Source organism: Chitinophaga sp. 30R24 (genome assembly GCF_049056765.1).
GTDB lineage: Bacteria > Bacteroidota > Bacteroidia > Chitinophagales > Chitinophagaceae > Chitinophaga.
This window is the reverse complement of sequence record NZ_JBJGXX010000002.1, coordinates 741,728-768,640: the sequence shown is the minus strand read 5'-3', so window position 1 is coordinate 768,640 and position 26,913 is coordinate 741,728. Positions and strand designations below refer to the sequence as shown.

Annotated in this window: 30 protein-coding genes and 1 pseudogene; 9 read left to right on the top strand and 22 right to left on the bottom strand. The window is 39.8% G+C overall.

All coding sequences use genetic code 11. The features are described from left to right. Position 1 precedes the first annotated feature (1 nt). Positions 2 to 3,214 (top strand): tetratricopeptide repeat protein, encoded by a 3,213-nt coding sequence (locus ACDQ55_RS09665; protein WP_420981171.1) that lies wholly within the window; start codon positions 2 to 4, stop codon positions 3,212 to 3,214. Positions 3,215 to 3,253: 39 nt separating this feature from the next. On the opposite strand, the gene ACDQ55_RS09660 is transcribed toward ACDQ55_RS09665, so the two are convergent. Both ACDQ55_RS09660 and ACDQ55_RS09655 read right to left on the bottom strand, forming a co-directional pair. Continuing rightward, positions 3,254 to 3,535, bottom strand: a complete 282-nt coding sequence (locus tag ACDQ55_RS09660) for a helix-turn-helix domain-containing protein (RefSeq protein ID WP_420981170.1) — start codon at positions 3,533 to 3,535, stop codon at positions 3,254 to 3,256. Continuing rightward, the gene (locus ACDQ55_RS09655; protein ID WP_420981169.1) at positions 3,532 to 3,828 is read right to left on the bottom strand and encodes a helix-turn-helix domain-containing protein; all 297 of its coding nucleotides are present in this window, start codon (positions 3,826 to 3,828) and stop codon (positions 3,532 to 3,534) included. Before ACDQ55_RS09655 ends, ACDQ55_RS09660 begins: the two co-directional genes overlap by 4 nt. Before the next feature lie 108 nt (positions 3,829 to 3,936). Here ACDQ55_RS09655 and ACDQ55_RS09650 point away from each other — a divergent pair, with 108 nt between their 5' ends. After that, a complete protein-coding gene (locus tag ACDQ55_RS09650) occupies positions 3,937 to 4,167 on the top strand; it encodes a hypothetical protein (protein ID WP_420981168.1) in 231 nt (76 codons plus the stop codon). 25 nt (positions 4,168 to 4,192) lie between these two features. On the opposite strand, the gene ACDQ55_RS09645 is transcribed toward ACDQ55_RS09650, so the two are convergent. Next, a complete protein-coding gene (locus ACDQ55_RS09645; RefSeq protein ID WP_420981167.1) occupies positions 4,193 to 4,603 on the bottom strand; it encodes a DUF3408 domain-containing protein in 411 nt (136 codons plus the stop codon). Between the two features lie 507 nt (positions 4,604 to 5,110). Here ACDQ55_RS09645 and mobA point away from each other — a divergent pair. Next, positions 5,111 to 5,539 (top strand): conjugal transfer protein MobA, encoded by a 429-nt coding sequence (mobA, locus tag ACDQ55_RS09640; protein WP_420981166.1) that lies wholly within the window; start codon positions 5,111 to 5,113, stop codon positions 5,537 to 5,539. An 8-nt stretch (positions 5,540 to 5,547) separates the two neighbouring features. Here mobA and ACDQ55_RS09635 read toward each other — a convergent pair whose 3' ends face one another. The 12 genes and pseudogenes from ACDQ55_RS09635 to ACDQ55_RS09580 all read right to left on the bottom strand — a co-directional run bounded on the left by ACDQ55_RS09635 (position 5,548) and on the right by ACDQ55_RS09580 (position 15,339). After that, positions 5,548 to 5,643: an RteC domain-containing protein gene (locus ACDQ55_RS09635; RefSeq protein ID WP_420981165.1), complete on the bottom strand. Its 96-nt coding sequence runs from the start codon at positions 5,641 to 5,643 to the stop codon at positions 5,548 to 5,550. Continuing rightward, positions 5,633 to 6,376, bottom strand: a complete 744-nt coding sequence (locus ACDQ55_RS09630) for an RteC domain-containing protein (RefSeq protein WP_420981164.1) — start codon at positions 6,374 to 6,376, stop codon at positions 5,633 to 5,635. Before ACDQ55_RS09630 ends, ACDQ55_RS09635 begins: the two co-directional genes overlap by 11 nt. 245 nt (positions 6,377 to 6,621) lie before the next feature. Further along, positions 6,622 to 7,527 carry a helix-turn-helix domain-containing protein gene (locus tag ACDQ55_RS09625; protein ID WP_420981163.1) on the bottom strand — a complete coding sequence of 302 codons (906 nt, stop codon included), beginning with the start codon at positions 7,525 to 7,527 and terminating at the stop codon, positions 6,622 to 6,624. A gap of 20 nt (positions 7,528 to 7,547) precedes the next feature. Continuing rightward, a pseudogene (locus tag ACDQ55_RS09620) lies at positions 7,548 to 8,349 on the bottom strand (SDR family oxidoreductase). Positions 8,350 to 8,373: 24 nt separating this feature from the next. Further along, positions 8,374 to 9,102, bottom strand: coding sequence for an SDR family oxidoreductase (locus ACDQ55_RS09615; RefSeq protein ID WP_420981162.1), 729 nt, complete (start codon positions 9,100 to 9,102; stop codon positions 8,374 to 8,376). 5 nt (positions 9,103 to 9,107) lie between these two features. Next, a complete protein-coding gene (locus ACDQ55_RS09610; protein ID WP_420981161.1) occupies positions 9,108 to 9,599 on the bottom strand; it encodes a nuclear transport factor 2 family protein in 492 nt (163 codons plus the stop codon). Continuing rightward, entirely contained in the window at positions 9,596 to 10,429 is an 834-nt protein-coding gene (locus tag ACDQ55_RS09605) for an SDR family oxidoreductase (RefSeq protein WP_420981160.1), read from the bottom strand. The genes ACDQ55_RS09610 and ACDQ55_RS09605 overlap by 4 nt, the downstream gene beginning before the upstream one ends. A gap of 242 nt (positions 10,430 to 10,671) precedes the next feature. Beyond that, the gene (locus ACDQ55_RS09600) at positions 10,672 to 10,794 is read right to left on the bottom strand and encodes a hypothetical protein (RefSeq protein ID WP_420981159.1); all 123 of its coding nucleotides are present in this window, start codon (positions 10,792 to 10,794) and stop codon (positions 10,672 to 10,674) included. A gap of 634 nt (positions 10,795 to 11,428) precedes the next feature. Further along, positions 11,429 to 13,006 (bottom strand): FAD-dependent monooxygenase, encoded by a 1,578-nt coding sequence (locus ACDQ55_RS09595; protein ID WP_420981158.1) that lies wholly within the window; start codon positions 13,004 to 13,006, stop codon positions 11,429 to 11,431. A 40-nt stretch (positions 13,007 to 13,046) separates the two neighbouring features. After that, positions 13,047 to 13,856, bottom strand: coding sequence for an AraC family transcriptional regulator (locus ACDQ55_RS09590; protein ID WP_420981157.1), 810 nt, complete (start codon positions 13,854 to 13,856; stop codon positions 13,047 to 13,049). Positions 13,857 to 14,011: 155 nt separating this feature from the next. Next, positions 14,012 to 14,815 carry an SDR family NAD(P)-dependent oxidoreductase gene (locus ACDQ55_RS09585; RefSeq protein ID WP_420981156.1) on the bottom strand — a complete coding sequence of 268 codons (804 nt, stop codon included), beginning with the start codon at positions 14,813 to 14,815 and terminating at the stop codon, positions 14,012 to 14,014. An 8-nt stretch (positions 14,816 to 14,823) separates the two neighbouring features. Continuing rightward, entirely contained in the window at positions 14,824 to 15,339 is a 516-nt protein-coding gene (locus ACDQ55_RS09580) for an EXPERA domain-containing protein (protein WP_420981155.1), read from the bottom strand. Between the two features lie 211 nt (positions 15,340 to 15,550). Here ACDQ55_RS09580 and ACDQ55_RS09575 point away from each other — a divergent pair, with 211 nt between their 5' ends. Then, positions 15,551 to 15,994, top strand: a complete 444-nt coding sequence (locus ACDQ55_RS09575) for a DUF2147 domain-containing protein (RefSeq protein WP_420981154.1) — start codon at positions 15,551 to 15,553, stop codon at positions 15,992 to 15,994. Between the two features lie 14 nt (positions 15,995 to 16,008). Here the strand turns inward: ACDQ55_RS09575 and ACDQ55_RS09570 are convergent, their stop codons facing one another. Next, on the bottom strand, positions 16,009 to 19,206 hold the full coding sequence (locus ACDQ55_RS09570) for a DEAD/DEAH box helicase (protein WP_420981153.1): 3,198 nt from the start codon (positions 19,204 to 19,206) through the stop codon (positions 16,009 to 16,011). A gap of 183 nt (positions 19,207 to 19,389) precedes the next feature. Here ACDQ55_RS09570 and ACDQ55_RS09565 point away from each other — a divergent pair, with 183 nt between their 5' ends. Together ACDQ55_RS09565 and ACDQ55_RS09560 are read left to right on the top strand one after the other, a co-directional pair. Beyond that, positions 19,390 to 19,815, top strand: a complete 426-nt coding sequence (locus ACDQ55_RS09565; protein WP_420981152.1) for a 2,3-bisphosphoglycerate-dependent phosphoglycerate mutase — start codon at positions 19,390 to 19,392, stop codon at positions 19,813 to 19,815. Positions 19,816 to 19,833: 18 nt separating this feature from the next. After that, the gene (locus ACDQ55_RS09560; protein WP_420981151.1) at positions 19,834 to 19,980 is read left to right on the top strand and encodes a hypothetical protein; all 147 of its coding nucleotides are present in this window, start codon (positions 19,834 to 19,836) and stop codon (positions 19,978 to 19,980) included. 77 nt (positions 19,981 to 20,057) lie between these two features. Here ACDQ55_RS09560 and ACDQ55_RS09555 read toward each other — a convergent pair whose 3' ends face one another. Both ACDQ55_RS09555 and ACDQ55_RS09550 read right to left on the bottom strand, forming a co-directional pair. Continuing rightward, positions 20,058 to 20,411 (bottom strand): hypothetical protein, encoded by a 354-nt coding sequence (locus ACDQ55_RS09555; protein ID WP_420981150.1) that lies wholly within the window; start codon positions 20,409 to 20,411, stop codon positions 20,058 to 20,060. Positions 20,412 to 20,509: 98 nt separating this feature from the next. Further along, complete coding sequence (locus tag ACDQ55_RS09550) at positions 20,510 to 21,358, bottom strand: universal stress protein (protein WP_420981149.1); 849 nt, start codon at positions 21,356 to 21,358, stop codon at positions 20,510 to 20,512. Positions 21,359 to 21,643: 285 nt separating this feature from the next. On the opposite strand from ACDQ55_RS09550, the gene ACDQ55_RS09545 reads away from it, so the two are divergent. Beyond that, the gene (locus tag ACDQ55_RS09545; protein WP_420981148.1) at positions 21,644 to 22,033 is read left to right on the top strand and encodes a DUF2255 family protein; all 390 of its coding nucleotides are present in this window, start codon (positions 21,644 to 21,646) and stop codon (positions 22,031 to 22,033) included. A gap of 91 nt (positions 22,034 to 22,124) precedes the next feature. Here ACDQ55_RS09545 and ACDQ55_RS09540 read toward each other — a convergent pair whose 3' ends face one another. The 3 genes from ACDQ55_RS09540 to ACDQ55_RS09530 all read right to left on the bottom strand — a co-directional run bounded on the left by ACDQ55_RS09540 (position 22,125) and on the right by ACDQ55_RS09530 (position 25,065). Continuing rightward, entirely contained in the window at positions 22,125 to 22,520 is a 396-nt protein-coding gene (locus ACDQ55_RS09540; RefSeq protein ID WP_420981147.1) for a hypothetical protein, read from the bottom strand. A gap of 87 nt (positions 22,521 to 22,607) precedes the next feature. Next, positions 22,608 to 22,865, bottom strand: coding sequence for a hypothetical protein (locus tag ACDQ55_RS09535; protein ID WP_420981146.1), 258 nt, complete (start codon positions 22,863 to 22,865; stop codon positions 22,608 to 22,610). Positions 22,866 to 22,953: 88 nt separating this feature from the next. Then, positions 22,954 to 25,065, bottom strand: coding sequence for a M48 family metallopeptidase (locus ACDQ55_RS09530; RefSeq protein WP_420981145.1), 2,112 nt, complete (start codon positions 25,063 to 25,065; stop codon positions 22,954 to 22,956). Positions 25,066 to 25,222: 157 nt separating this feature from the next. On the opposite strand from ACDQ55_RS09530, the gene ACDQ55_RS09525 reads away from it, so the two are divergent. Both ACDQ55_RS09525 and ACDQ55_RS09520 read left to right on the top strand, forming a co-directional pair. Further along, positions 25,223 to 26,122 carry a LysR substrate-binding domain-containing protein gene (locus ACDQ55_RS09525; RefSeq protein WP_420981144.1) on the top strand — a complete coding sequence of 300 codons (900 nt, stop codon included), beginning with the start codon at positions 25,223 to 25,225 and terminating at the stop codon, positions 26,120 to 26,122. A gap of 78 nt (positions 26,123 to 26,200) precedes the next feature. Beyond that, positions 26,201 to 26,470 (top strand): hypothetical protein, encoded by a 270-nt coding sequence (locus tag ACDQ55_RS09520; protein WP_420981143.1) that lies wholly within the window; start codon positions 26,201 to 26,203, stop codon positions 26,468 to 26,470. Between the two features lie 7 nt (positions 26,471 to 26,477). Here ACDQ55_RS09520 and ACDQ55_RS09515 read toward each other — a convergent pair whose 3' ends face one another. Continuing rightward, complete coding sequence (locus ACDQ55_RS09515) at positions 26,478 to 26,867, bottom strand: tautomerase family protein (protein WP_420981142.1); 390 nt, start codon at positions 26,865 to 26,867, stop codon at positions 26,478 to 26,480. Positions 26,868 to 26,913: the final 46 nt, after the last annotated feature.

Genomic DNA, 26,913 nt, shown 5'->3' with positions numbered 1-26,913 from the left:
GATGAATATAGAAGAACAGAACGCAGAAAATATATACAACATTGCGGGAAATATGGAACTTCACAGTTCTCCCGAGGTTGTTGCTCTATTAAAGAAAGAAAAACAAGATAAATTAAAGGAGCTTAATTCCTTTGCTTATTTCGATATTCTTTCAAAAGAGTTTGAAAATAAAAAACTGATTTCCAGAAATTCTGAAGTAGAAAAAATAGAAAGTTTATTAAAAGAGAAAAGACAGGTTTTACTGTACGGGGAGCCTGGAATTGGTAAAACAACTTCTATTTACCAAATCTCAAATAAAATTGATGATACTGTTTACATATCAGTAAAAGGTAAATCTTCTGTATCTATCATCTCGTATTTAGTCAACAAAATAAGGTTGTCGAACAATGAAGATCTTATTGAACTCAAAAATGTTGAAGAAGCATTAGAGTGGTTACAGGTTTGTTTACAAAAATCTAAACAATTTTTTATTATTGATGATTGTGAGCGGGATAAAGAAACTGTTTCTAAATTAATTACACTTTCAAAATTTGACACTACTTTTCTCTTTGTTTCAAGGAACAAAAGTTTGTTTGAATCAACTGGTATAAGTTCTTATCAGTGTTCTCCTTTTACCGATGAAGAGGTTATTGAGTTTCTATCTTCATATGGAATATCTCCATCAAAATTAGATCTCAATGCTATTTTGATAGCATCCAAGGGTAACCCTCTGTATCTTTTCTATTTCTCTCGGTTTAAAATATCCCCACTACCCGAAAGTTTAGTTGAATATCAAAATTCTATTTGGAATGGTTTAACTCCTGTTCATCAAGAAATTTTAGCATTTATTTCTGTTCCATATTTTAACATTAATATTTCAGAGCTTAGTGAAATTTTAAATTCAGCTTCAATCATTGAGTTATCAAATGAGATAGATAATATATCATCATTAATAAATAACAGGAATGGATATCTAGAGTTATTTCATCCATCATTTGACGAATTTGTTTTTGATAAGCTTGATAGTAAAGGAATTGTTAATCACTACAAAGAAAAACTTGGAAACTATTACTTATCTAAAGAAGAAATAATCCAAGCTACTTACCTTCTTATTGATATTGTTCCAGAAAAAATTGAAAAATATTTATATGATGTTTTTCCAAGCTTAATAAGTTGGGGGGAACTAGGTTTTGCTTTAAAAGTACTACAAACTAAATTAAGATTTGTAAGTAGCGATCTTGATAAGGGCTATTTAAATTATCATTTGTGTCACGTACATCATCTTTTAGGAAATCGGGAGCAATCTACTATTTGTATTGATAAATCATTAGAGCATTTAAAAAAAACAGGAAAAAAGAAGTTTTATGCAAGTGCTCTTATGTTTAAAGCAATGAATCTTATTGAAGATGGAAAAGTTGAAGAAGCTAAGCAAATAGCAGATAAGGTTTTTGGTAAAATTTCAGAAGATGCAAAGGAATTCAAAGCACCACTCCTTGTCAATCTATCAAAAATATATGTTGATTTATCAGAATTTGAAAAGGGAGCAAAAGCTTGTAAAGAAGCTTTTGAGATATTTGAAGAATTGGGTGATAAAACCGGAATGTTAAGTAGTCTTGTAAATTTAGTTACTTGTTTAGGTCAAATTAATGAATACAGAGATGAAGCTGAAAAATATGGACTACAACTTTTAGGATTGATCGAAGAATCATCTGAATTTTCAATTGAGGTAATAGTATTAAATGCACTAACAAGTATTTATAGACAGAAAGGTAATTATGAAAAAGCTAAAGAGTTTGGCAATAAAGCCATACAGCTTTGTCAGAAATATGAAATGAAAGATAAGGTAATTTTAAACCTAATCAATTACGGCAATATTATAAGAGATGAAGGAGATATTGAAGAAGCTAAAAAAATATACGAAGAAGCTTTAATCAAATGTAGGGAATATAACTTACGAAAAGATGAAGGGAGAATTTATTGGATTTTATCTGCCATAGAACGAGATACTGGTAATTATAAGGATAGTATCGAATATGCGAATAAATCAATCGCTATAAGTAAAGATTTGAATTTTTATTATGGTGTAGCAAACGCTTTTAGAGAGAAAGCAGACACTTTTTTATTGATGGAAGAACCTTTAAAAGCTGCTGAATCACTAGTTGAAAGTGCTTCCTATTATTCAAGAATTGACCAATTTTCAGAATCATATCAGTATAACATTTCAAAAGCAATTAGCATTTACAATGACGAAGGACATCAAATAGAGGCAAATAAACAGATAAATCAACTTATTCAAAATACAGCTACTAGAATCAATGTAGATGATACGTTTAGTTTGATATTAGATAACTCAAGTACTGAATCCGTTGAATCTAACTTTGAAAGTTTATATGAGAGATATTTTACAACTGAAGAAAGTAAAGAAAATGCAATCAGATCCTTCCTGTCTTTTATAAATTATTGTGAAGGACTTGAACTTCAAGAGGGGAAAAGAATATTTAAAAAAATTATCACTTTAATAATTGATAATATCGGTAAATCTCGATTCTCATATAGTATATTAGGAATTGGGATTGAACAATCAAGAAATCTATTAGACCAAGATGATTTAGAGATAATTTTTGAAAATCTGTCAAGTAAGCTATCAATATTTTCAGTTAGGGAGGTAAACGATGAAATGATTTTCATTGTATCGATAGCAGGAAAAATTAATTTGGAAATACACACCTTTTCTGATGAAATAGTTCCTCAAAAATTAGCCGTTGCTTTAATATTAATTCTAAACGAATCTCCTAGCTTAATAATAGATGATTCTGAGTTTATTGAGAAATCTTCCGTTGTTTTTATTCATCTATATTCAGATGAGATGAAAAAAGCACTTGGTAAATATCTTCCAAAAAAAGAAGAGTTATTTACAGAAGATACTCAATCACTCCATATGAGCAAAAGTGGATACGAGATTCACGAAATGATTATGATAAACACTGCTTATGAAATAAATGGTAATTTAAATACTTTCCCTGATAATAAGGTTTCATTGTATTTCATTACTCAGACCATTATGGGGATAAAAAGTCATTTTTATCATTCTAAAGTATTGGAAGATAATGAACAAAGAAGGTTTATTCTTAATACAGTTGCAAGGCAATTTGATTATACCAATGTAGAGTTAGATGATAGAACTAAAAAGACTGAATTTGAAATTAATGTAGAGAGAGTAAGAGGAGCAGATTAATTGAGTTAGTCATTTTTCCCTGTTCTGCCTTCACAAAAATTATCGATTATAATTTTCTTCCAACACCCTCACAATATCACTTTCACGAAACAAGATTTTTCGTTCGAGTTTGATAAAAGGTATCAGTCCGTCATCTCTGTACTGTTGTAACGTCCGTTTGCTGATATGCAACATCTCGCAAACCTGTTCGCCTGACAGGTAGATTTCCCCTTTTAAGAGAGGGTGGAAATATTCCCTGATATACAGCAGTTCGTTTTTGATGCCTACCACAGCTTCGAGCAGAGCAAGCATATCCTCGTTTGAATTTCCAATCTGTTTCATTTCTTTTGCTTTTTTAATGGTTGCTCTCCCCGCATCAATAATTCCACATCGGATAATCTGAAATATGTCTTCCGGTTGATTTGCGTTGCCCCAAGAATACCTTTTGCCCTGTAAGTCTGTAACGTTCTTTTGCTGATATTGAGCAGTTGGCAGGCTTCCTGTTGGTCGAGCCATTTCGTTGCCTGCTGCAATGCTTTATAGGGTGCAGTAATTTCCGCAATCAATCGGGCAACTTCCTTTACTTCCTTGTGTAGTGCTTTCGAAATCTGAATGTCCAAAACCGTTATTTCCATATCTGCATCATTTTGAACTTCAAAAATATAAGGTACTTATACGTGGCTTTCCAATATTGCTTTCAGAGGTAGCATTTGGCGTTCAGTTGCCAAATTGAATAGTTGAAAATGTACCCAAAAAAAGAACAAAAAGGTAGCAAAGATAAAGCGGACACCCACCGCACCGCCCAACCAAAAGACTACGGCATAATGGCAGGGCAAATAAGGTGGCTTCGCCGAGTTTTTTATGTGCCTTGCCTCCCTTCGGGACTTATTCCGTTTCCTTTTGGTTTTCGCTTGTCTACCTTGTTTGAATGGCTTTCTTTTTTTTCTGTTTTTTTCTTTTGGAAACAATTTTAAGAGGATGAAGCATCACATTTACGGTCTAAAAAATAGGCTTATTCTTTTCGTTGAAGCTTGCCGTTATCTGCTGTTCAAACTCCTGAAAATGGTAATCCAATAAATTACATAGATAAGCATAGATTGTAATATTATCTTCTCCGATAACCTGAACGATACGGGAGAGTTTTTTGTGATGGTCGGGGTCAATATATACGGATTTCCCGTGACGTGCCGTACTCTTTACTTCCTTAAAAAATATCTTTTCATAATCAGCCTGATTATTACTTTTTACTCTGCTTCGTTCTCTTGAAACAGGTCTTTCTTTTTCCGGCTGTTGGATTGGTTCTTCAGCAGGAACTTTAAAGCCATCTTTTCTTACTCCATCCACCATCAATTCCATCATTTTCGCTTCATCAATATCCGGTGTCACTTTTTTCTCATTGTCTCTGTTCATAATTTTTATGTTTATCTGTTTGTAAATTTTGTCGTTTGTTCTTTAATACAACTGTATAACTGCACCTGTTTTTATTTGTAGCTCTTGTATATCGTACGTAGCTTCAAATAAACCTACGGTGTGTTGCTCTGCTGTTTGTATTTTCGAACATTGGGAGCTGTATATGACCGTTTGTACGTTTCTCCGTTTGTGCAACTTGCTCATTGTTCGGACAAATAAAAGGAGATATGCAACAACCACAGAAATATGGTATTCGGTGGCAGTGTTTGGTGTCCAATGGCTTACAGGTTTTCTATTATTCTTTCCGAATTTTGATACAGGAGATGAGCATTTTCTCTGCTAACTCTAATCCATCTCGAAGAGTGGATTATTGTGTTCACCGGAACACGGCAAGTTGTGTTTTGAGCTGCTCGAAATAAATTCCGCTGCTCAAAACCACTTGCCCTTAAGCAGGGAGCTAAACCATTTCTCCGAAGTCGAATGGTTACAAATTTCAAATGGATTGTTATGGATGGAAATCAAAGAAAAAAATGGAACAAAGGCGGTAGAAAACCAAAGCTTAACCCCGCACAAAACAGGTATATGTTCAGGCTTGCCGATGAAGAAAACGCTCGATTTTTAGCAATGTTTGAGAAATCGGGTCTGCATACAAAGGCTAAATTCATTACTTCCGTGTTGTTTGGAAAAGAAATAAAGACAGTAAAAATTGATAAGGTTACTATGGATTACTATATGCGGTTAACCAATTTCCACAGCCAGTTCAGGAGTATTGGTGTAAACTACAACCAAATTGTGAAGATGTTATACCGTAATTTTTCAGAGAAAAAAGCGGCAGCTTATCTATACAAATTGGAAAAACAAACGGCAGAACTTGCTGTATTGTGCCAAAAGATGATTGCACTGACGGAAGAATTTGAAGCCAGGCATTTGCAATGAAACAGATGCTATCTTTCGTCCGCTTCATCCATTTTCTTAATCAGGGCATCACGCAAACTGTCAAGGAATTTCGTTCGGTTTATTTTCCGGGATTTAAGTTCCATAAACGTATGGTAAAACGTCCCCTAAGTCAATATTAAAAATGCGTTCAAATGTTTTGGCAATGACTTTAATATCTGCATTCCTATTGTCAAACACACCTTGTGAATGTAGTGCGTAAATCAATTCTATCATTGCTGTTTTACTGCTTGTCCAATTTAATTTCGGGAGGTCTGTTGATTTATCCTGATATGCCGTGTTGAGAAGCTGGTCTTCAAGATAGACTTGTATCAGGTCGTTCGCTATAATCTTCGCTACTTTATAATCGTGGGAAGTGGAAAACCTATGGTCTGCCTCAAAATAAAATGTGTCTAAACTTAGCTTAATGTCGTACTTACCCCTTACAAAGAGCTTATCATCAATAAAAGAATTATTGGTTCGGTAGTATTTGTAAAATTCAAGGTTGTTGTCGAAATATCTTTTGAGTTTTCTCAATTCATTATTCAGGTATTTCTTAATAGGTTTTGCACCGTAAGGCTTTTTGGTTTCGATTTTATAAATGGCATTATAGTAAATTAGTTTTGAAACGATGGCAGGTTTCTGATATTTGAAAAAATGGATTTCCTCTTTGATACTCTTAAATCCTCTATTTAGAACATATTCCTTTAATTCAGACAAGCATTTGAGGATGGTATCTATAACGGCTTCTATCCGTTGTATAGAGTAATCAACTTCAATCTCTAATTCGTTGATTGCCGTTTCCAGCTTATATAGCACATCATTATAAAATTTATCCATTTAGTTATTTTAAAATCTTGGTGTTTGGTTGCTAATAGAAAAAGCCTGTATTTTAGGCATCATCCAGAGTTGACTGAAAGAAACGCAAAGCACGTTAATATCAAGCAATACATTATCGGGCTGTACTTTTGTATAGCCTTTATCCGAAAATTAAACTATTTGATATTTATTAGACATAGCAATTCTAATTGCAACAGCTGATAAGCAACCTGCATTACTTTAAAAAAACTATTACTCCAGTTGATTTAATTAATCGATTGTCTAAATTCCAAAGGCGATGTACCTGTTTTGTTTTTGAAAATCTTTGTGAAATGAGAGGGATATTCAAACCCTAAATCAAATGCAATTTCGCTTACTGATTTGTTGGTACTCCACAATAATGTTTTTGCCTTTTCTACTAACTGCAAATGAATGTGCTCCTGTGTCGATTTTCCTGTATATTTTTGCAACAAATCGGATAAATAGTTAGGCGACAAACTCAATTTTGCGGCGAAGTATTTTACATCGGGTAAACCTATTTCAATCAATGTTTCTTGTGAAAAATGCGTTTTCAGCAAATGTTCAAAACGCTGTACAATATCATTATTGATTTTTGCTCTTGTGATAAATTGTCTATTATAAAAACGAGTGCAATAGTTTAGAAACAACTCAATATTATTCACAATCAGACCTTGCGTGTGTTGGTCGATATTTTGACCGTATTCTTTTTTGATATTTTCAATGCAATTTTCCAAAGTGTTTTTTTCATCCTCCGATACGTGCAATGCCTCGTTAGCATCGTAATTAAAAAACGAATAGTTGCCGATAGTTTTTCCCAATTCTGTCCGGTTTAATAAATCAGAATGAAAAGCCAAACACCAACCTTGTTCAAGTTCAATATTGGAATTGGAAGAAATTGTTTGATAAGGTGCAGTAAATATCAACGTAGCCTCATCAAAATCGTAATATGCCTTTCCGTATTTTATTGCACCTTTTGTTGTTTTTAGGTAAACCGAATAAAAATGCACCCGATACATCGTATCTGCCTGAACTTTTTGTCCACTGACTTTTGCAAGGTCAATAGCTGAAATCAAAGGGTGCTTTGGCTTCTCATAACCGTAAACATCATTCAGTTCACTAATGGATTTTATGTCAATTATTTTTTGTTGCATAATGAAAACAAATTTACAAATTAGTTACGCAATATTTTCAGCAATTCGGCTTCGCTTTTTTTCATTTTCAAATCTATATAAAAGTGTGCGTCATCGCCTACAACGTAACGCAAGCGTGGCTTTTCGTCTGTCGCTGCTTCATAAATTGTATTGGCAACGTCTTCCGCACTTGCTTTTTTAAGGTGTTCGGTGCGTTTTGCATATCGTTGAACAAAAGTTGCCAAGCGTGGATTGTAATCTCCAATTTCATTTTTAGTCATTTCCATTCCATTTCTGAAATTGGTTGCCACGCTACCCGGTTCAACAATTTTTACGACAATGTTCAAGAACGCCAATTCGTGTGATAACGCTTCGGACAAACCTTCTACCGCAAATTTTGAACTGTTATACAGACTGATAAATTCTGCTGCTGTAACTCCGCCAAAAGAAGAAATGTTTATGATAGTACCGTTTTTGTTTTTACGCATAATCGGAAGTACAGCTTGTGTTACATTCATCAATCCGAAAACATTTACCGCATATTGCTTTTGAATTTGTGCTTCGGTAGCGGCTTCAAAAATGCCTCCCAATGCGTAACCTGCATTGTTTACTAAAACATCAATTGTACCGAATTTTCAATGCCTTTTTTACGGCTTCATCAATGTTTTGCTTGTTAGTTACATCTAACTGCAATAATAAAACATTGTCCAGTTGAGATAACTCATTTTCTTTTTCAGGCGAACGCATCGTTGCGATTACATTCCAACCATTTTTTTGAAACAGTTTTGCTGTTTCTTTCCCGAAACCTGAAGATGCTCCTGTGGTCAATATTGTTTTTGCCATTGTTTTGAAGTTTTAGAATATTGATTACCAAGGTAATTGATTCCCTGTCTCTGAAAAAGTGTTAGATTGTCCATCATCAGCTAATATCGCTAATTCAACACCCATTTTTGCACCTTCGGCAGGTGTAAGTGGTGCACGTTCTGAACCGATAGCTGTTTGTACCCAGCCCGGATGAACAGCATTTACTTTAATGTTCGTATCACGTAAAGCGTGCGCCAAGAAAACCGTAAATTGATTGAGCGCTGTTTTGGAAGCACTGTAAGCGTAAGGTTTTAGTGCATACAACCAATGTTCAGGATTTAAGTGTACCCCAAATGAACCTGATGCACTGCTGATGTTTACAATACGTCCTGCTTCGCTTTTTTTGATGAAGGGTAATAATGTTTGCGTCAATTCTACCGCACCGAAATAATTGATGTCAAACGTATCACGAAGTGTTTTCATTAAAACTGTTTCTGTATTGTTGCCAAACCATTCTCCATCTAAAAACACACCCGCATTGTTTACAAGAATATCCAATTTCCCAAATTCATTTTCGATGTAGTTTTTTATTTCGTTAATATCTTTTGATTGACTGACATCAAGTTTTACAAACCGAACATCTAAGCCTGTTTCTTGCAAGTTCTTTGCGACTGTTTGACCTTTCCGAGCGTCTCTTGCACCCAATAAAACTGTGATATTTTTCTCTGCCAGTTGTTTCGCTATTTCATAGCCGATGCCTGTATTTGCACCTGTTACTAATGCTATTTTCATTGTTCTTATTTCTTATTTAAAAGCTTATTCATTACATTCATATTCAGAAAGGCTGTTAGTTTTACAATTTTTCCGTCTTCCATCTCTATCAGCCAAACGTATGTGTTGGAATATGGTAAGCCGTCTTTTGCTGTTGCCATTCCCTCCCAATAAGCAATTACCGTATTTCCGTCTGCGTAAATGCCGACAAGTTTGGGTTTGATGATACCGTCCAATTTTGCATAAAGTGTTTTCAGGTCACTGTTCAGCAATGCTTCCTTGCTGTTGTAAACAATAGGTTTGCTTATAAAGCCTTCGGTACTTTCCGTATAATTTTCTATCGTCCATTTTACATCGTCAGCTACTATCGGAAACAAATTCCCGACACCTTTTTCCCAATCTTCAAATCCCTTTTTAATAATTGCTTTATTGGTGGCAGTAATATCATTTGTGTCTTGTGCAAAACAAGAAAATGATAAGATGAATGCTAAGAAAGCAATAGCCATTTTTTTAATCATAATGTTTGATTTTTCGTTCCAAAAAATTGTTTCATATATGACACATATTCTTGGTCATTTTGCGGATGCAAATGATTGATGAAATTTTGTGCGTCATTGCCAATTACATATCGCAATTGTTCTTTATCATCGGTCGCTGCGCTGAATATTGTGTGAGCAACATTTTCAACTGTTGCCGCTTTTCTTTCAGTCAGAAATTTCTGAATATAACTGTTGGCATTTTCAAGGAAAGGCTCGTAATCTTTGATGGTATTCGAAATATAATCCATAGAAGTTTTTCCGAAGTTTGTATCAACACCGCCCGGCTCAATCAATTTAACGTGAATGTTGAGTGAATACAGCTCGTGAAACAATGATTCCGTAAATCCCTCAACAGCAAATTTGGTGGCGTGATACAAACTCATCATTGGCAACGTAATTTTTCCGCCCATTGATGAAAGATTGATAAAAAGCCCGTTTTTGTTTTCTCTGAAATGCGGCAATATGGCCTGTGTTACGTTCATTAATCCGAAAACATTTACTTCAAATTGCCGTCTGATTTGTTCGCTTGTTGCGTTTTCAAAAACGCCAAATGTGCCGTAACCTGCGTTATTTACCACCACGTCAATTTTATCGAACTTTTCAATACCTGCTTTTATGCCCGAATGAATGCTGTCAACATTTTGTACATCTAACTTTGTTACCAAAACATTTTCCAATGTATTTAGTTCCGTTTCTTCTTCAGGCGAACGCATTGTTGCAATTACGTTCCACCCATTTTTTTGAAACAGCTTTGCTGCTTCTTTTCCGAAGCCAGAAGAACTTCCTGTGATTAATACTGTTTTTGCCATTGTTTTTCAATTTTAAATTATAATGCAAAGGTCAGATAGATGACTATATTCTATTTATACATTTCTTCGGAATGCTTATACATTTCAACGAAGTGAAAGAAAACTGATGTTTGTAGTGTTAATTGACGCACTTATCAATAGCATTGTTGGAAATAGGCTTGCCATCTATTATCTGGGTATGCAGCGGTAATTAATATTAAAAGCCTGCTTTTAGGCAGCCTCTTTTTTTCGTTTCCCTGTGATTATCCCTGTTGCACCAAATGTTGCAAATCGGGGTCATTCTTGATGCGTTCCAATTCCGTTTCGATAATCTGTACAATGTCTTGTTTTATCTGACGGTAGTTGCTTTCAATCTGCTGTTTCATTTTATCCATTCCGTTTGTATCGGTATCCGTTTGTAGAATAGTTTTCTTTTTTTTCTATTGGAATGAATTTTTGACCTTTTAGGGTAAAAAGAGTCAATAGTGTTATTAGGTGTTCGACTGTAATTTTATCCAATTGATACGAAGTCTTACTATATTCAACCAAAATAAATTTTCGTATATTTGCCTTGAGCTAACGGAAACACATTGAAAAACAAAGCAATAAGCACCGTTACCAAATCGTTACCTGACTTCTTTGATTATCTCTATAAAAGCTTAGTATTCAACCGATACAGCTTTTCCCTGAAAATTTTAAAATATAATAATTTATTGTAGAGCAAAGTTAATATTGAATATATATATATATAATTATAATATGTCAATTAAATTATTTCTAGACCAGAGATAAACAAACCATGTATTTCAGACAAAAAAGAGGTAATATTTTCCAAATAACTCCGTTCCGGGGTACATTGGATTTCTGACGAAATCCTCAAAGGGCTGCTTCAAAAAAGCAGCCCTTTTTGCTTTTCAAGTAGTTCCTTCCTATTAAGGCATTGTATAATTTATGCGTTCCTAGTAATCCATTTCACACGATCTACTTCAGCAAGGAAGCGACGCAATCAATTTTTAAACGCTATCCAATACACGATGCACAAACAAACCAGCGAGCGGCAGCCTTTTGGAGTTCGCTGCAATCTGGGTTGTTGTCAGCAGCCCAGGCGATAATCCCATCAGGACGTATCAGTACGGCGCTTACAGCTAATCGGTTTTTTGCACTGCCTGAAATATACTTGATTCGGTCGCCATATTTACTCGCCAAAGTTTTAAGTGAAGCATTCCTCTCAAAATCAAGCAGTATTCCTTGGCCATCGTGCATTAACTCGCCAATTCTTGCACCGTCTTCGAACTCAAAGTTGGGAACGCTGCGGCCTATTAGTGGGTGATCGCCACCGAGATTGTAGTACGTGAAAACGCCCCACACCCTTCCTGCAATATAGGTGGCACCATCGCGCGTATTCATAAGGTCGCGGACAATTGCATTCAGCGCGCGGGCATCTGGGCCTGGTTTCATGATTGCTACCTGGGCGCGCGACCAATCCAGAACCTGTGCACCAATTGGGTGTCGTTCAGTATGATAACTGTCCAACAAGCCTTCCGGCGCTTTCTTTTGGATGGTTGCGGCGAGCTTCCAGCCCAGGTTCATGGCATCGCCCAGTCCAAGATTAAGCCCTTGGCCTCCCAACGGCGAATGAATGTGCGCAGCATCGCCAGCTAAAAGTATCCTGCCGTTGCGGTAGGTTGTGGCCTGCCGTGCCCGATCAGTCCACGTGGTTGCGATATGCAGGGCGCTGATAGTAACGTCGGTGTTCGAGATACGGCGTATAACCTCCTGCACGTGTTCAAGCGTAACCGGCTTTTCTGCATGATGAATATGAAATGCCCCGGCATCAAAATCCTGCATCATTAGGTAGCCTGGCTGGGATTGGAAGTACATGCCTGTTGGTGTTACGTTTCTGCCTGGACTGAGCTTCTCCGGGTCGGCAATATCAACCTGAGCAGAGTAGCCGGTAAATTGTGGCTCTGTACCGGCAAATTCAAAACCGCCCGCCTTGCGAACAACACTACGGCTTCCATCGCAACCCACTAGCCACTTACCTTTAAAAGATTGGTCACCTGACTGAACAATCACCTCATCCGCCGTTTGATGAAAGTCAATAATAGCAAGCCCGCGCTTAATTTCTACCCCCAAGGCTTCCGCACGGCGAGCCAGCACAGATTCAAGCTCCTCCATTTCAGACAACAAATGGGTGCTAGTCGAGCTTGGCAGGCGATACCTCCACTGTGAGGTATCAATATTGCCGTAATGAAATGGAATGCCAGCGAAGTGTCCTACCTGACGCTGAGGTTGCGGCCCTTGTACGGAAGTTGAGGTGCCAAAGGGATCTTTAAGGCGGTTTGGTACCTCTAGTTCTTTTAGCAACCCACGACGGTAAAGCGCTTCAATAGTAGGCGCTGAGAGTCCCCGCATCCCAAAAGGAAGTTGCTTCAATGGCGAGTGCGGATTTTCCGCCTTTTCCAGGATTAAGACTGAACATTGGGCCAAGGCCAGTTCACAGGCAAGGAATAGACCTACAGGCCCTGCGCCGGAAATGATTACATCATAAATAGAATGATTTTGTGCCAATTTCTTGCTTTCAGGTATAGCTTTCATACAAAATGATTGAAACACAAAATTCTGGAATGCTCCTGCGTTAGGCTTGTATAAACGCGACAAAATCGTTGCCTATAACCTGTTTTGCTTTTCGTGCGAATGCCGCTGGCGTAGTACCGCTATAGCGCTTAAACTCCCTACTTAGGTGGGATTGATCCGTATAGCCCAGCTCATGAGCTAAGCCGGCAATGTTGGAATTTGGATAAAGCCATAATTTGTTTCGTACTTGCTCAAAGCGCATCAGACCGGACACGTCTTTAATAGTATAGCCAGAAGATTGCTTGAACTTCCTTTCCAATGTACGAACCGTTGCATGAGCCGCCGCCGCTATTTGGCTTACCGGCATAGTGCCGTTTGCTTCCCTCAAAGCAACTCCCGCTTTAAATAGCATACTGTCAATAGCAATCCGCGATCGTTCATTCAAGAAATACTGTTTTACCTGAGCCAGCACTTCATCTATCCTATCAGCATGAATCCACTTACTCAACGTGGATTGAAGCTGGGCGATAGGATGCTCAAATATGCGCACGCCATCTTTACCGGACGGCAGTCCGAGCAAATCGAACACGGTCCAAGGAAAGCACCTGATACCAATGATTTCTAAACGGTTTTTCGTGTTTAAAATAACAGGCTGATTAAGCAGCCCCATTATAAACGGTGATGGCAATGGCTGCAAGCCTCCATTATAAGAAATGCTACAGGCGCTTCCGAAATGAAAAATAATTTCAGCGTAGCCATCAGGTAATATCTCAAAACTAGATTGTAGTGCTCCGAAGTCTATTCTAGTATACCAAAAGCACTTTATGGTATCCCGTAGCTCTTCAGGAGGTTCAAATTCTTGGTGCTGCATTTTGAAAGATAGTATAATTTGGGGTTCCAAGGAAATCTATGATGGGGCTTAACATCGCCTATGCGACTCTTAAAAACACCCTTACCCAACTGCTGGCAGAAAACCTAGTTGTAACGAAGGAAAAAGGAACCCCATTCTCAGGATTACCATGATGCTTAACGAACTATCCTGTACATTTTCTTCATACTATCCCCCATCATTGTAACTGCTTTCTTCCTGGAAAAAACATGCTGCATTAAAAAGGATACGAGCTTGTTACCTGTACCACTCACAAACGAAGGCGTGGTACCTATCCTCCGTAAACATTCTTCCACCACCTCTTCCGGCAGCTGGACCCTGGGTTCAATTGGGCTGGCTTTTACAGGTTTAGTATTGATATAATTAGGCGTTGCTATGGCGCCTGCACAGCAAGCAATAACATCTACTCCCAAGGGACGCCATTCGTACCATAATCCTTCGGCCAACACACGATTAAATGCTTTGGTAGCCGCATAAGTAGAAAGGTATCCGGAACCCTGGAATCCTGCTATGGAGGCCATTATTACAATTCCTCCCTTGTGCCGCTCCACCATTTTACCGCCAAAATAATGCAGCATGGCAAGAGGCGTCAATGCATTTACTGTAGCAATATTTGTATGGGTGGATAGGTGAGTAGCCAAGTAGGGACCAATGTAAGATAAGGCAGCATTATATACTAGGAAATCAATCACCACATCTCCTGTGGCATGTACTATCTGTTGTGTTGCATCAGCAGCAGCCAAATCGCATACTATGGGTAACACCTTTACCCCAAATTGTTTTGTAATTTGCCGGGCAGTAGCTTCCAACGGCTCTTTACGGCGTGCAATAAGCACCAGGTTGAGGCCACGCGCAGCAAGGGCATATGCATATGCCGCGCCCATTCCTTCCGACGCACCTGCTACCAGTGCCGTATTACCATATTTCTCCTTAAATGTCATAATTATTATTATCTTTTATGCCGGGACGAGGCAAACGGATATATGGAACGCCACATGCGATATAAAACAATTATGGGAAAAATTACCCAAGCCGCATTTGATAGAAATACACGGGCCAGCTGTGGCGAAGCATGCTCGCCATTTACCTCTTCAAATAAAATGATCGACACATTGGTAAGCATTACAGATGCCCATACGATACTAACAAATCGTATCCAGTTCTTTCCCGCTGCGTAGGCATAAATTGCAAAGACATAAAAGGGACCAAAGAAAAGCGCATCTATCCATATAGTAGCACGCCACCAGGCGGGCCTGGCAATCAATACAGGATCAAAATTATGGCCATACCAATGCACCAGGTCTACTAACTTTGCCGGGGGCCATTGGGGATATTGAAAATGATTCGCATCGGGAATAACTAACTGTTCCAGGTCAACTATATAAGTGATAAAAAAAAGGTTAACGCAAAAGAAGACAATCAATATAATGTCTATAGGACGTTTTGATAAAGGCAATGGCCGCATATAATGATGTTTTATCGGTCAGGCAACATGAAAATGATGAAAAAATATGATAATACAAGGCTTCTCAAACGGGCAGAACAGTATTAAGCTAATCATTTAAGAACTTTTTAATACACACGTTGTTGTATTAAACTTTAAACAACAGGTAGCAATCCAGGATAGCATCTATACAACGCGTATATAAATTCTTTTAAACAATCCTATTATAAACATGAAAAAACTTCTTTTTGTTGTGGCGCTGTTCACTGTTATAAATGCTGTAGCACAAAATGGGAAATCTACAACAGCAGACGCCATCATGCACATTTGGGAAACCGAAGAAAAAGATGGGAAAATGCAAATATTGAAATCCGGGGAAAATTATTATGGAAAAATGCTATATGGGAAATACCTTCTCGAGGCCGACGGTAAAACATACAAAAAGGATGTACATAATCCAAACCCTGCATTACGGTCAAGGCTCCTAAAAGACTACACCCTCATCTCCAATTTAACTTATAAAAATGGTAAATGGGTAAATGGAAAAATTTATGATTTTGAGAATGGCAATACCTACGACGTTGATCTCTATATAAAGGCCGAAGTTATGTATATGCGGGTATACAAGGGCATACCTGTAATTGGAAAAACCCTTAAATGGAATCTGGTTCAATGATGAACACCTTCTATTCAAAAGTCGGGCGATCTGACAGGCAGTCCATCTGCCAGCTCCCTGAATACCCCTGCCTGCTGCCATAATTGTTTATTACCTATTACATATAACACTTCTTTGGCCCTGGTAGCAGCTACATTCAATAGATTAGGCTTTTTACCTGCCCAAATACGGGCGCCTTGCTGATCTCCCACAGGCGCTCCCAATACAAATATCACCGCTTCTGCTTCCCGGCCTTGCGCAGTATGTACCGTACCCACCCGCTCGTTCAGCCACTCCAACACTTTACTTTCTTCTATCCAGGAAGATAAAATCCCTACCCTTCTGATTAGTTTCCGGAGCTCATCTGCTACTACCGTAAAAGGAGTCACTATATATAAATCGGGAGGGATACCGGCCTTTTTCATTTCCAGTAACAGACTAAGCACCGCTTCCCCTTCTTCCGGGCTCCACTTTTCCAGCGCTCCTCCCTGGATATCTATCCAGGCAGTAGTGCCAAGGCATTTCCTGATAGAGGATGATCCGGGCTGCCTGGCATGTACCATCAGTCCTTCGTAGGCGATTGTATTGGCAATACTAAACATGGGATCATTGCAACGGCGGTGCACCAACAAAGGCACTCCCACATAGCGGCTACCTTGTTTACCATCAAATTCTGCATAATAAGTAGTAGCAGCATCAGCCAGGGTTTGGGCAGAAGCAACAGGTGCATTGTATACATTGGGATCTACATTAAACTGTTTACAGATAGCTTCTGTGAGCAACTCCGGCAATAATACCACAGGCTCAATCTGCATAGGGTCACCTACCACAATTGCCTTCTGTGTGCGCATCATAGCTCCTACCGCCGCCTGTGGCAATGCCTGCCCCGCTTCGTCTATTAGGAGCCAACCCAGGCTGGCAATGGGCAACTCTTTAAACATACGTTCTACGGAAGCGAAAGTGGTAGAAATACCCGGAACAACCATAAACAAGGAAGACCACAAATCCGGTAAAACATTTATCTTTTTATCTTCCATTAAACTTCCACCGGCAAATACATGCATCAGTGCGCCCAGGTTGTGTTTCAAGGGTTTCGCAGCAGCATCAATAAATGCCTTATGTACCCGCATCGCCGCTATAAATACACTATCACGCAGCCTTTGTGTAACTGCATCACACCAGGGTGAAACCAGGTGCTTTTTCTCATGCGGCAAACGAAAGAACTCCTCATCGATAAAATGATGTCCCAATGCAGTGGCCACGGTAGCCAATTCTTTTTTCACGCTATCCAGTTTACCTGCTCCCTGCCGGTATTCTTGGTCTAACTGACGCTGCAACTCATTGCAACGCTGTAGCTGTTGGTCAAGTACCTGCACTCCCTGCTCTATCCGCCGGTGTTTGCCGATTAAAAAATCTAATTCCGTATGCTTAATTACTAATGCTTGTTTCCATACTTTAGCTATTTGGGTACCCAATAAACGGGCAAAGAAACCCGGGCGTTTCCCAAGATGTATGGCCACCTCCTTTTGAGCATACAATATCTGTTGTTCCAGACTATTCAGATGGGCTATCTCCTGCTGGTATTCCTGATAACAGGCTGTTGTTTCAAAAATGGCCTTATCCAGCTTTTTTTTGTGTTGAGCTACTTCTTTCTCGAGTGGCGCTACTTTGAAAAGCTGTTGCCTGGCCTTTTCCAGCTGAGCAAGCTGTTTGCGGCTATCGGCAAGTATAGCCAGGAAGGCAGCCCGTTCTGTTACCCAATTAAGCCGTGCTGCTGCTGGTCCTGATGGGGCCTTTTCTGCTGTAATGATATGGGGCTTTCTTCTTTTTCTTGTTTCCGTAAGAGCATCATACGCCTCTACAAACTGCGGGGTACCTGCTGCTTCCGCAAGGTAAGTAGAGAAACCCACCTCCTTATCCCACCAGAAAGTTTGCCTGAAGTCGTTCTTGTTTTTAGCGTTGCCCAGTACCGCAGCCACCAGTCCCCAGCTATCTTTATCTAACAAAGCATTGGATAAGCTGCTAAAATATCTTAACTCCGTTGCATCATCTGCAACAGACTTCAATCCGGGCAATTCTGCACTTACATTCTCCACTGCCTTATTATTAGAGGAGGTGATTACCATTTCAAAGCCTCTGAGCCGTTCATCTACCTGGTATAATCTTAAAAAGGCAGCCCCCATGTGTATTTTTTCTCCCGAATCAATGAAAGCATCGACGGGATCGTTGAAAGTACACATGGCCTCTGCCCGTTCGGCAACCAGGCCAGCCACGATGTCACGCAACAACGTGGTTTTGCCGGTTCCGGGTGGTCCGTTCACCGCCATGATACCACCGCCCTTCAGTTCACTAAACGCTATATTAACAGCTGCTTGCTGTAACAATACCAATGGATGCCTACCAGGACCCGGCCACCGTGCCGGCGGTATCCGGGCAGGAGCAATTACTTCTTCCAATACCGGAAAATTATGTAGCAGTTCACTCCTTTTCGCTGGCTTCCGGGCGCCCAGATAACGTTGTAAATTTTCCGGAGCAGCACCTGTATTAAACAATTGAAGTGCAGTAGTGAGATCACTGATAAAAAAACTATTGAGCAACATAGGATCTGGCGCCTCCGCATTTTTACCGTACTCGTAGCTACGGATAGCAAAGCTATGATGCTTCAGGTGAACAACCGGGATATTAAACCGGTTACAGAGAAAACTACGGGCTTCTGCCAACATAACCAGGTCTAACGGTAATATATTGCCCGCTTCATCCGTTTTCCTGATCAGGGTTTCCAACTGGTACACCAACTCCTTTTCCACGGTAGCCCACTTGGCCAACTCCTTTAACTCCTGGTTAAGCGCGATATTTAATCCCCAGCCAAAACTGGATATAGCAACCGACGGAGCTTTACAAGGCCTTCCCTTCTCGTCTACCACTACAGTTGCCAATACCGCTTCATTTTTAACAGAAGGGCGCTCCGGGCGCTTATCTGCGTATATATCCAATAAATCGTAAACCGCTTTCTTATAATCAATCGTTTCGATGATCACCTGATAATATAAACGATAATTAGGCCGCGGCTCCTCTCCTCCTCCTGCCCAAGGCAACTTGCCACCGGTAAAATTGGCAATTGCCGCCTCTTTGCCCGAGGTGAGGTCATGCGGGTAATTGAATGTTTGTGGTGAAAGCACCTCCAATGCTATCCAGGAAGAAAGAATATCATTCGGGTTATTAGAATGGGACATTATCTATGCTGTTTAGTACTGAAAAATAGGGCGGCTGCAAATAGCAGACTATTGAATGGTATTTTAAGTCGGGTAAAAATAGTATTTTTTTGATACCTACTTTCCATTCAACCAATACCTTGATAAAAATAGTGCCCGGAAAATCAGTATCTTAAATCAGGAAACCTACTCAACCATCCACTCATGAAGTTATTTTTAGTACGCCACGGACAATCGCAATGGAACCTTGAAAACCGCTTTACTGGCTGGAAAGATATAGATATTACGGAAAAGGGAAGAGCAGAGGCACGCCAGGCAGGTATACAACTTAGAGGAGAAGAAATAGATGTAGCCTTTACCTCTACCCTTCTAAGAGCGCAGCATACGCTGTACATTATCCTGGAAGAATGTGGGCTTACCAAAATCCCTGTAATCCGGGATAAAGCGTTAAACGAACGGTCTTACGGCGATTTAGAAGGATTGAACAAGGCTGATACTGCTGTCAAATATGGAGAGGAACAAGTACACATCTGGCGACGTTCCTTTGATGTAGCGCCTCCCGGTGGAGAAAGCCTGAAAGACACTTATAACAGGGTGATACCCTATTTCAAGCATACTATACTTCCCTGACTCAAAGAAAATAAAAATGTGCTGATAGTAGCACACGGCAACAGCTTGCGGGCATTAGTGATGTTCCTGGAGCAGCTCAGTCCGGAGGAAATACTCAACAAAGAACTGGCAACAGGCATACCACTTACTTACGATCTGGATACTCATTTTCTATCTTCTATATGAGCATAAAAAAGAGGATACTCTCCTGGCATCCTCTTTGAAATAATGGCTTATGCAGCGCTTGCTTTAATCTGGGTTGTCTACGCATGCAGAGCGCCGGTATTCAGCTCTTCCAATGTCCGGTTGTCGCTATCAGCAGCATTATCCCAATTGCTACCGGAAGCGGGCAATATATGCACACATAAACCGAAAAGACTGCTGCAATCGTGCTCTACTGCCGCCGCTGTCCGATCATCACTCACGTCGAGCCATCCAAAACTGTGGTACATGCGTACTTTTTCGATTGGCGTATCTGGCGATAATTTATCTTTCAGCGAATACATACCCAACATTTGTGGTCTGCAGAAAAACTCCAGCTTCAGGAAAGGGTACAGTTTGTTGAACTTATCCTGAATATCCGCCACTATTGCCTCTTCACTTATGTATATCTGCATAATGGGCGTTTTAAACAGATACAATATTACCCTAGTATTTGTTGCTTGAAAATGAGTTTTATCAGGAAGATACCTGATTAGCATCAGTGAAAAAGGGGTTATTTGTTATGGGCAACGAACAATGGCGCTGAAGCAAACTGCATCAGCTCATCTGCCATGCTGCTGCGGAACCAGCGCGATACAGCGCCCCTCCTGTAAGCGCCCAGCACCGCCAGGGTTCCTTTGGTCTGTTCTTTCAGGTAATGGGGTATTTTCTCTTCCGGTACGCCTTCCATCACTTCAAAATTGGCCTGTGGATAATGTTGTATGATAAAATCCCTGATCAACTCCTTATTACTGAGGTAGTTTCCTTCATAATTTACAGAAAGCACTGTAACAGGCAGTTGTTGCAGCAATGGCATTACATAGCTAAACATTTTAATAGCGTACACCGAAGAAGGTTCTCCATCATATAGCAATACTACTTTCTCAATTTCGCTGATACTGGGTATGGTATGGTATTCAGAAGGTACAATCAACACAGGGCATTGCACATCTACCAACAGATCCCTGATAAACCGCGTAGGAGGCGCCATTTCCACCCTCGCAAATGTTTCATGTGCATCGATAATCAACAGGTCGGCATAAATACTTTCCTGCAATACTTCCAACAGGGAAATATTCTTATTTTGATGCATATTATATGAAATACCTGCCTGCTTGCAAGCCGCCTCAAAAGTGGCAGCGGCAGCGATCCGTTTGGCCTTATCCTCCTCTTCCAATTCATTGAGTTTCGCTTGCTCCACACCAGATTTTAACAGTTCATACATACTAAAACTGTTGTAGGTAAAATCATCCGGAAAAATGCCTGTCAGATGCGCCTGCTGCTCCTTTGCCAATAACACGGCATAGTAAAGTGTGCTCTCTGAAAATTTCAATCCATCAAAAATGGCTGCTATCTTTTGCATAAACCAAGATTTACCCAAAGCTATCTAATTCTGTTAAAACACCCAATGACAGAAATCAACAGGCATACTGATGATTATCATTTAAACACGTTAATGATGACTACTACAACTACACAACGCTTGTTGGTGCAGGAATTATCATATATCCTTATTTAGTTATAACACGATAGATATACATTTTATCTTCTACTATTAATTATTAACGAACAAACGATCCTATCATGCAACGTTATAGCCAGCTAATTATCTTGAAATAAAAATGTAATTTTATAAAAACAGGAAGCCATGAAAAGTTTGGTTACACACCCCTTTCCTGACCATATCATTAAGTATGTAAATACCCATGACTTGATTGGGATAAAAGCGGGGGGCGACCGGGATAAATCTATTGAAATATGGATGGTGGTAGTGGATGATCGCATCTTTGCCCGCTCGTGGGGATTGGCAGAAAGGAGTTGGTTCACCGCATTCCAGGAAGACCCTACCGGCGTTATTGAATGTGGCGACGAAATTGTACCTGTAACAGCTATTGTTATTCCCGATGATCACGAGTTAAACGTTGCTATCAATAAAGCTTATTTGTTAAAATACAATCATGGAGAAAATGCCATGTACGCGCGGGAAATGATCGATAGAAATCATTTATCACGTACAGTGGAACTAAAAGCTATTTGAAGATAGATAACCTACATAAAACGGGGCGTGATGATCATCACGCCCCGAAAATAAAGTACTTAAAACGGAATTACAGCAACAGCTGTCATTATTATTTTTCTGTTCCGGAAGTAGATGCTGCCTTTTTCTGACGATGCTCATCCATCCGTTTCTTCATCTTCATCTCATGATTTTTATACATTTTGTATTGGTCGTCTGTCAGCACTTTTTTCAATTCAGCATCCCTTTGTTCATAAGCCTTTCTTGCCTGTTCCCTTTTCGCTGTTTTATCTCCGTTATCAGTTTTTACTTTAGACATATCGTCAGAGAACTGCTGATTGATGTTATACACTTTTGAATATTGATCATCTGATAATGACAACTTTGATTTCATAGAGTCTGTCATTGTTTTAGCATCAGGGTGATGACGCTCTTGCCCGAAGCTAGCCGTACCTGCCAATACCATTACAGACAAGAACGCTGCCGTTAAAAAATGAACTACTTTCATACTTTGATAATTTAGGGTTTAGATATGATATAATAATGGACAACAAATAGTAAATGGCTTTTGTTCAGGTATGCCTCAGCATGCTCATCAAGGTTTCATTTTATCCAATATCTCCTGCCAGATTAAACGGGCAATCTGCTCTTCCTCTACAGTTTTCAAGCGCTCCTTCAATGTTACATGGCCATTTTCGTTGAACTCCAGATGTGCTGGAACATAATCGCTTGCCACATTGGCTTCTTCTGCCGAAGATACCTGATAGGTGGTAGAATCATTCAGGTAATCTACCTGCACATGAAAACGATAAGGCTTGTTATCGATGTATACGGTAATGTCTGTAGTTTTCATAATCTATTATCCTTAATGAGAGAGATCAGGTAAGGAATAGGACATACAGCTAATTTACCATATCCTGTCAAGAAAAACAATTCTTGTATTAAAGGTGATTCACTTCTCCTGTATATAATTGCACAGCTGTTTGTAAGTAAGCCTTCCTGGCCAGGCGGAGAACATTGTTGCTATTATGCTCTGCCTTCCTGCAAAATCGAAAGGTGGCTACCAGCTCTGCCTCCTGCCATTCGCGGCCAATCAGATAAGTATAATTCGTGTCGAGGTAAGCTGCCACATCTGTAGCAAATGTTTTATCTGCAGTATCTACAGCAACTTTCTGTTGCTGCATCTGCTTAAATATTTTTTTTATTATGTCTTCCTGGGTTTTAATCTCAGCAGCAAGCTCCCTCATTACAGATAATTCGAAACCTTCCGCCGCATAAATATATTCTATCCGTTCACAAATGATTTGTATGGCAGTATGAAAGGTGGATGCTGCTGATTGTAGCACCAACACCAACTTATATTGTTCCTGCAACAGGGTGGCGACATTTGGATCTTGGATAACAGCCGCTGCCTGATGATAATAGTAAGCTTCCTGGTTTAGCTTGCTCAGCCACTCATCAGCCGATATTACTTCCTGTTCGAGTGCTGCGAAAACATTCGCTGCCTGTTGTTGAGTATAAGCATCATCATCAAACTGAAAATGCTTAATATCCATCTTCTTCTCTTTAATAGCCCATAACACCTGCAGGTCAAATACATTTTGAGCATGACGCTTTAGCAGACGGATATTCTCCGGACTGTACAGCATGTCGAACGACATACCATCGGTTGCCACAAACGATTCATCTATTACCTGGAATTCCCGGCTATCGTAAAAACCGCCGAATGCGGCCGGGTATTCGTATAGGCGGCCTTCGTTAAATACTTCTTCCATTACCGCATCATCGCTTACAAGGGCGCTGGCTACCATTTCTTTGAAATGTACGCTGGCATAGTGTTTCGTCATCTCTTCCTGCAAAGTAGTGCTATTGCGGAATAATATCCAGGCGGAGCGGATGTCGGTTATATTTTCTATAGCTGCCGCACGGTAACGTGCCTCCCGCTCTTCCTCAGAAGGATGACTGGCCCACTGATTCTTGATCACCAGGCGCGATGGCACATAAGTATTTAGCAACTCGTCTGAGATCACAGGCAATCCGTTCTCTATCTCCATACCATGCACCTGCTCACCATATCGCATCATACGTTGTTGCAAAGAGAACATATTGACCAGTATTTGCTGCTGGCCGGCTATAGCTGCCGCCTTCTGCGTACAAAATTGCATACAGTTAGCGCCAAAAGATACGCGACGCATGGCGGAAATAGCCACGCTACTACTGGTTACGGACAAGGCTACTGTATCTGCATGAAACTCCATCTCTCTCGACAACTTCATATAGCTGAGATTAATAAGCCGGTACAACAGCTTCAATATGCTTTGAATAACGTAGATAATTCTGGCCGTTAACACCGACATCAGGGCAAAAACATTATGCAGGCTGGCCCAGGCTTCCAGTATATCATTATAGCCATTATTTTCATATAACATATTATAAATGGCCCTGTTCATGGTAAATACATAACTACCCAGTTTCATGCTCCGCTGGGAAAAATGCCCAAACTCATGCGCCAGTATCATTTTAAGTTCGCTCAGGTTCACACAATTCACCAACCCCAATCCAATGGCCAGGTTCTTTTTTACGGGAAAAAACATGCTCCAGAAACTGGAATCATAAAATACGCCTGCATTAACATCTGCTGTTATAAAAACACGTTTAGGCATGGGCGTATTTGTATCATGGGTCAGCTGCTCCAGAAAACTGAAAAGCTCGGGGTGTTCATGTGCAAAGATCTCTTTTCTTCCTGGGTCTTTGCTGGAGTAAGTGCTGAAAATGAATTTCACCATAAAAAAAACGACTAACAGCCCTACAACGATAATACCCAGTCCGGCCCCCATGGTGATCGCGTTCGCATTAATACTGAAAATAAGTCCTCCCAGGTACACACTACCTATCGCCAGGGCTATTGCTATCGCTAATAACAGTAAATAAGCCAAACAGAAAAAAACGATAGCGCAGATCACTTTCATCACCTGACGTTGGAAAGCAGCGGCAGGCTTTGTAAATTCCGGGGGTACCTGCAATGGATTGGCAGGATAAAAAGTTGTGCTCATAGGTTGGGCGGAAGCCATGTATTTCCATGCAAAATAATAAAATTTGTTTTTTTACCCTATTTCTTACAATTATACGTTCCCTCCATTTTCCGGTCTCCATCGATTTTTTCGTACCTTAAATACCATTGCAAACATTAGCTGCTTAAAATCTGAACACATGCTATCCAACAGACATCTAATATTTATGGAAGTTGCCCACCAGAAGAGCTTTTCGAAGGCCAGCCAGGTATTGTTTATTTCGCAACCAGCAGTAAGCATGCATATAAAAGAACTGGAAGAGCAATACAAAACAAAATTATTTGACAGGAAGGGATTGCAGATAGAACTAACCGAAGCTGGGCAATTGCTCTATAACCGCTTACTAACGGTGAGGCATATACAACAAGAAACAGAATTCGACATCTCTGTTATACATGACCAGCAGCAAGCCACGGGAATGTTGAACCTGGGCGCCAGCACTACGGCAGCATTATATATTTTACCCAAGGTAATGTCGGCGTTTCACCGGGAATATCCCCTGGTAGATATTTCCCTGCTTAACCGGAACAGTGAGATTGTTTTACAGGCTTTACTGGATAAAGAAATCAACATTGGTGTAACAGAGGAAAAAGGCAAACTGAGCAATATTACTTACCAATCCTTTTTAAAGGATCAGATTGTGGCAGTATGTAGTCGCGACAACCCATTAGCCAGGAAAAAAAACTATCCGTTGAAAGACATTCTGCAAATGCCTGTAGCGATACGCGAACGGGGCAGCGGTACATTAGAGGCGCTTAAAAACGGGTTACAGAAGAGCAGAATCAGCTTAAATGACCTGAAAATCAAAGTAAGATTAGGCGGTACAGAAGCGTTGAAAAATTTTTTACTGGAATCTGGTTGCGTAGGTTTTTTATCTACCCGTTCCATTGCCAAAGAATTGCAACATGGAGAGCTTACCATCCTTAACTTTGAAGGACTGCGAATTGAGCGTAGTTTCTATTTTATACAACGCAAGGGAGAAACCAGCGACCTAAATAAACGCTTTATTAAAATGGCCAGATCCATCTATAACTATTAATTATAGGTCATAAGATTTTCATATAGCCAGGATTATAAGCTTAGGCATACATTTGATCCTAACAAAATATAGTTTTTTATGAATATGCTTTTTTATTATGAAGAGTTGTACAAGGCTGCTGTAGAGAGGATCAACAAATTGGTAGATATTTCCGTCAACCAAAAAAATGTGCTGTTGCAACGCCTGAAAAGCCAGTCGCCATTCTTTGGCACCACCACAGAGGATATTGACCATGTATCAGATAAGATGATGGCCTCTATGGGAATGATATTATGCCCCGATGCTGCAGCAGATTTTGCAGGAGGCAGCAAACTGTTAGAAATGGAAATGCAATATAATGGCGAATAAAGAAAAGTTATTCCTCATCAGGCTCCCAGTCATCGCTGAAGCCTCCCCATATCGCATGATACATTTCATCGCCGGAATGCTGGGTAAATTCAATATTCAATTGGTGCTTTTCCAAAGACAGCATTTCTGTACAAACATCAATCAACGCCTTGGCCAGTGTAGCACGCACTGCTATAGAACGGCCCTGGCGCACATCCAACATCAACAATGCACCGGGAGTAGGGTCTCCTTCGCTGCAACGCCAAATAGACCCTTCTCCCAATTCTCTGATAGAAACAGTGATCCGCATAGGATTAGTATGCATAATCTCTGAGAACACCTCTCCCATCTTCTTTGCCAACGCTTTTTTAGTATCCGCCGGATAATGCTTTATCACTTCTAATTGCAAGTAAGGCATACTGCTATTTAGTTTAATTTATATATCACTATAACATTCCCTTACC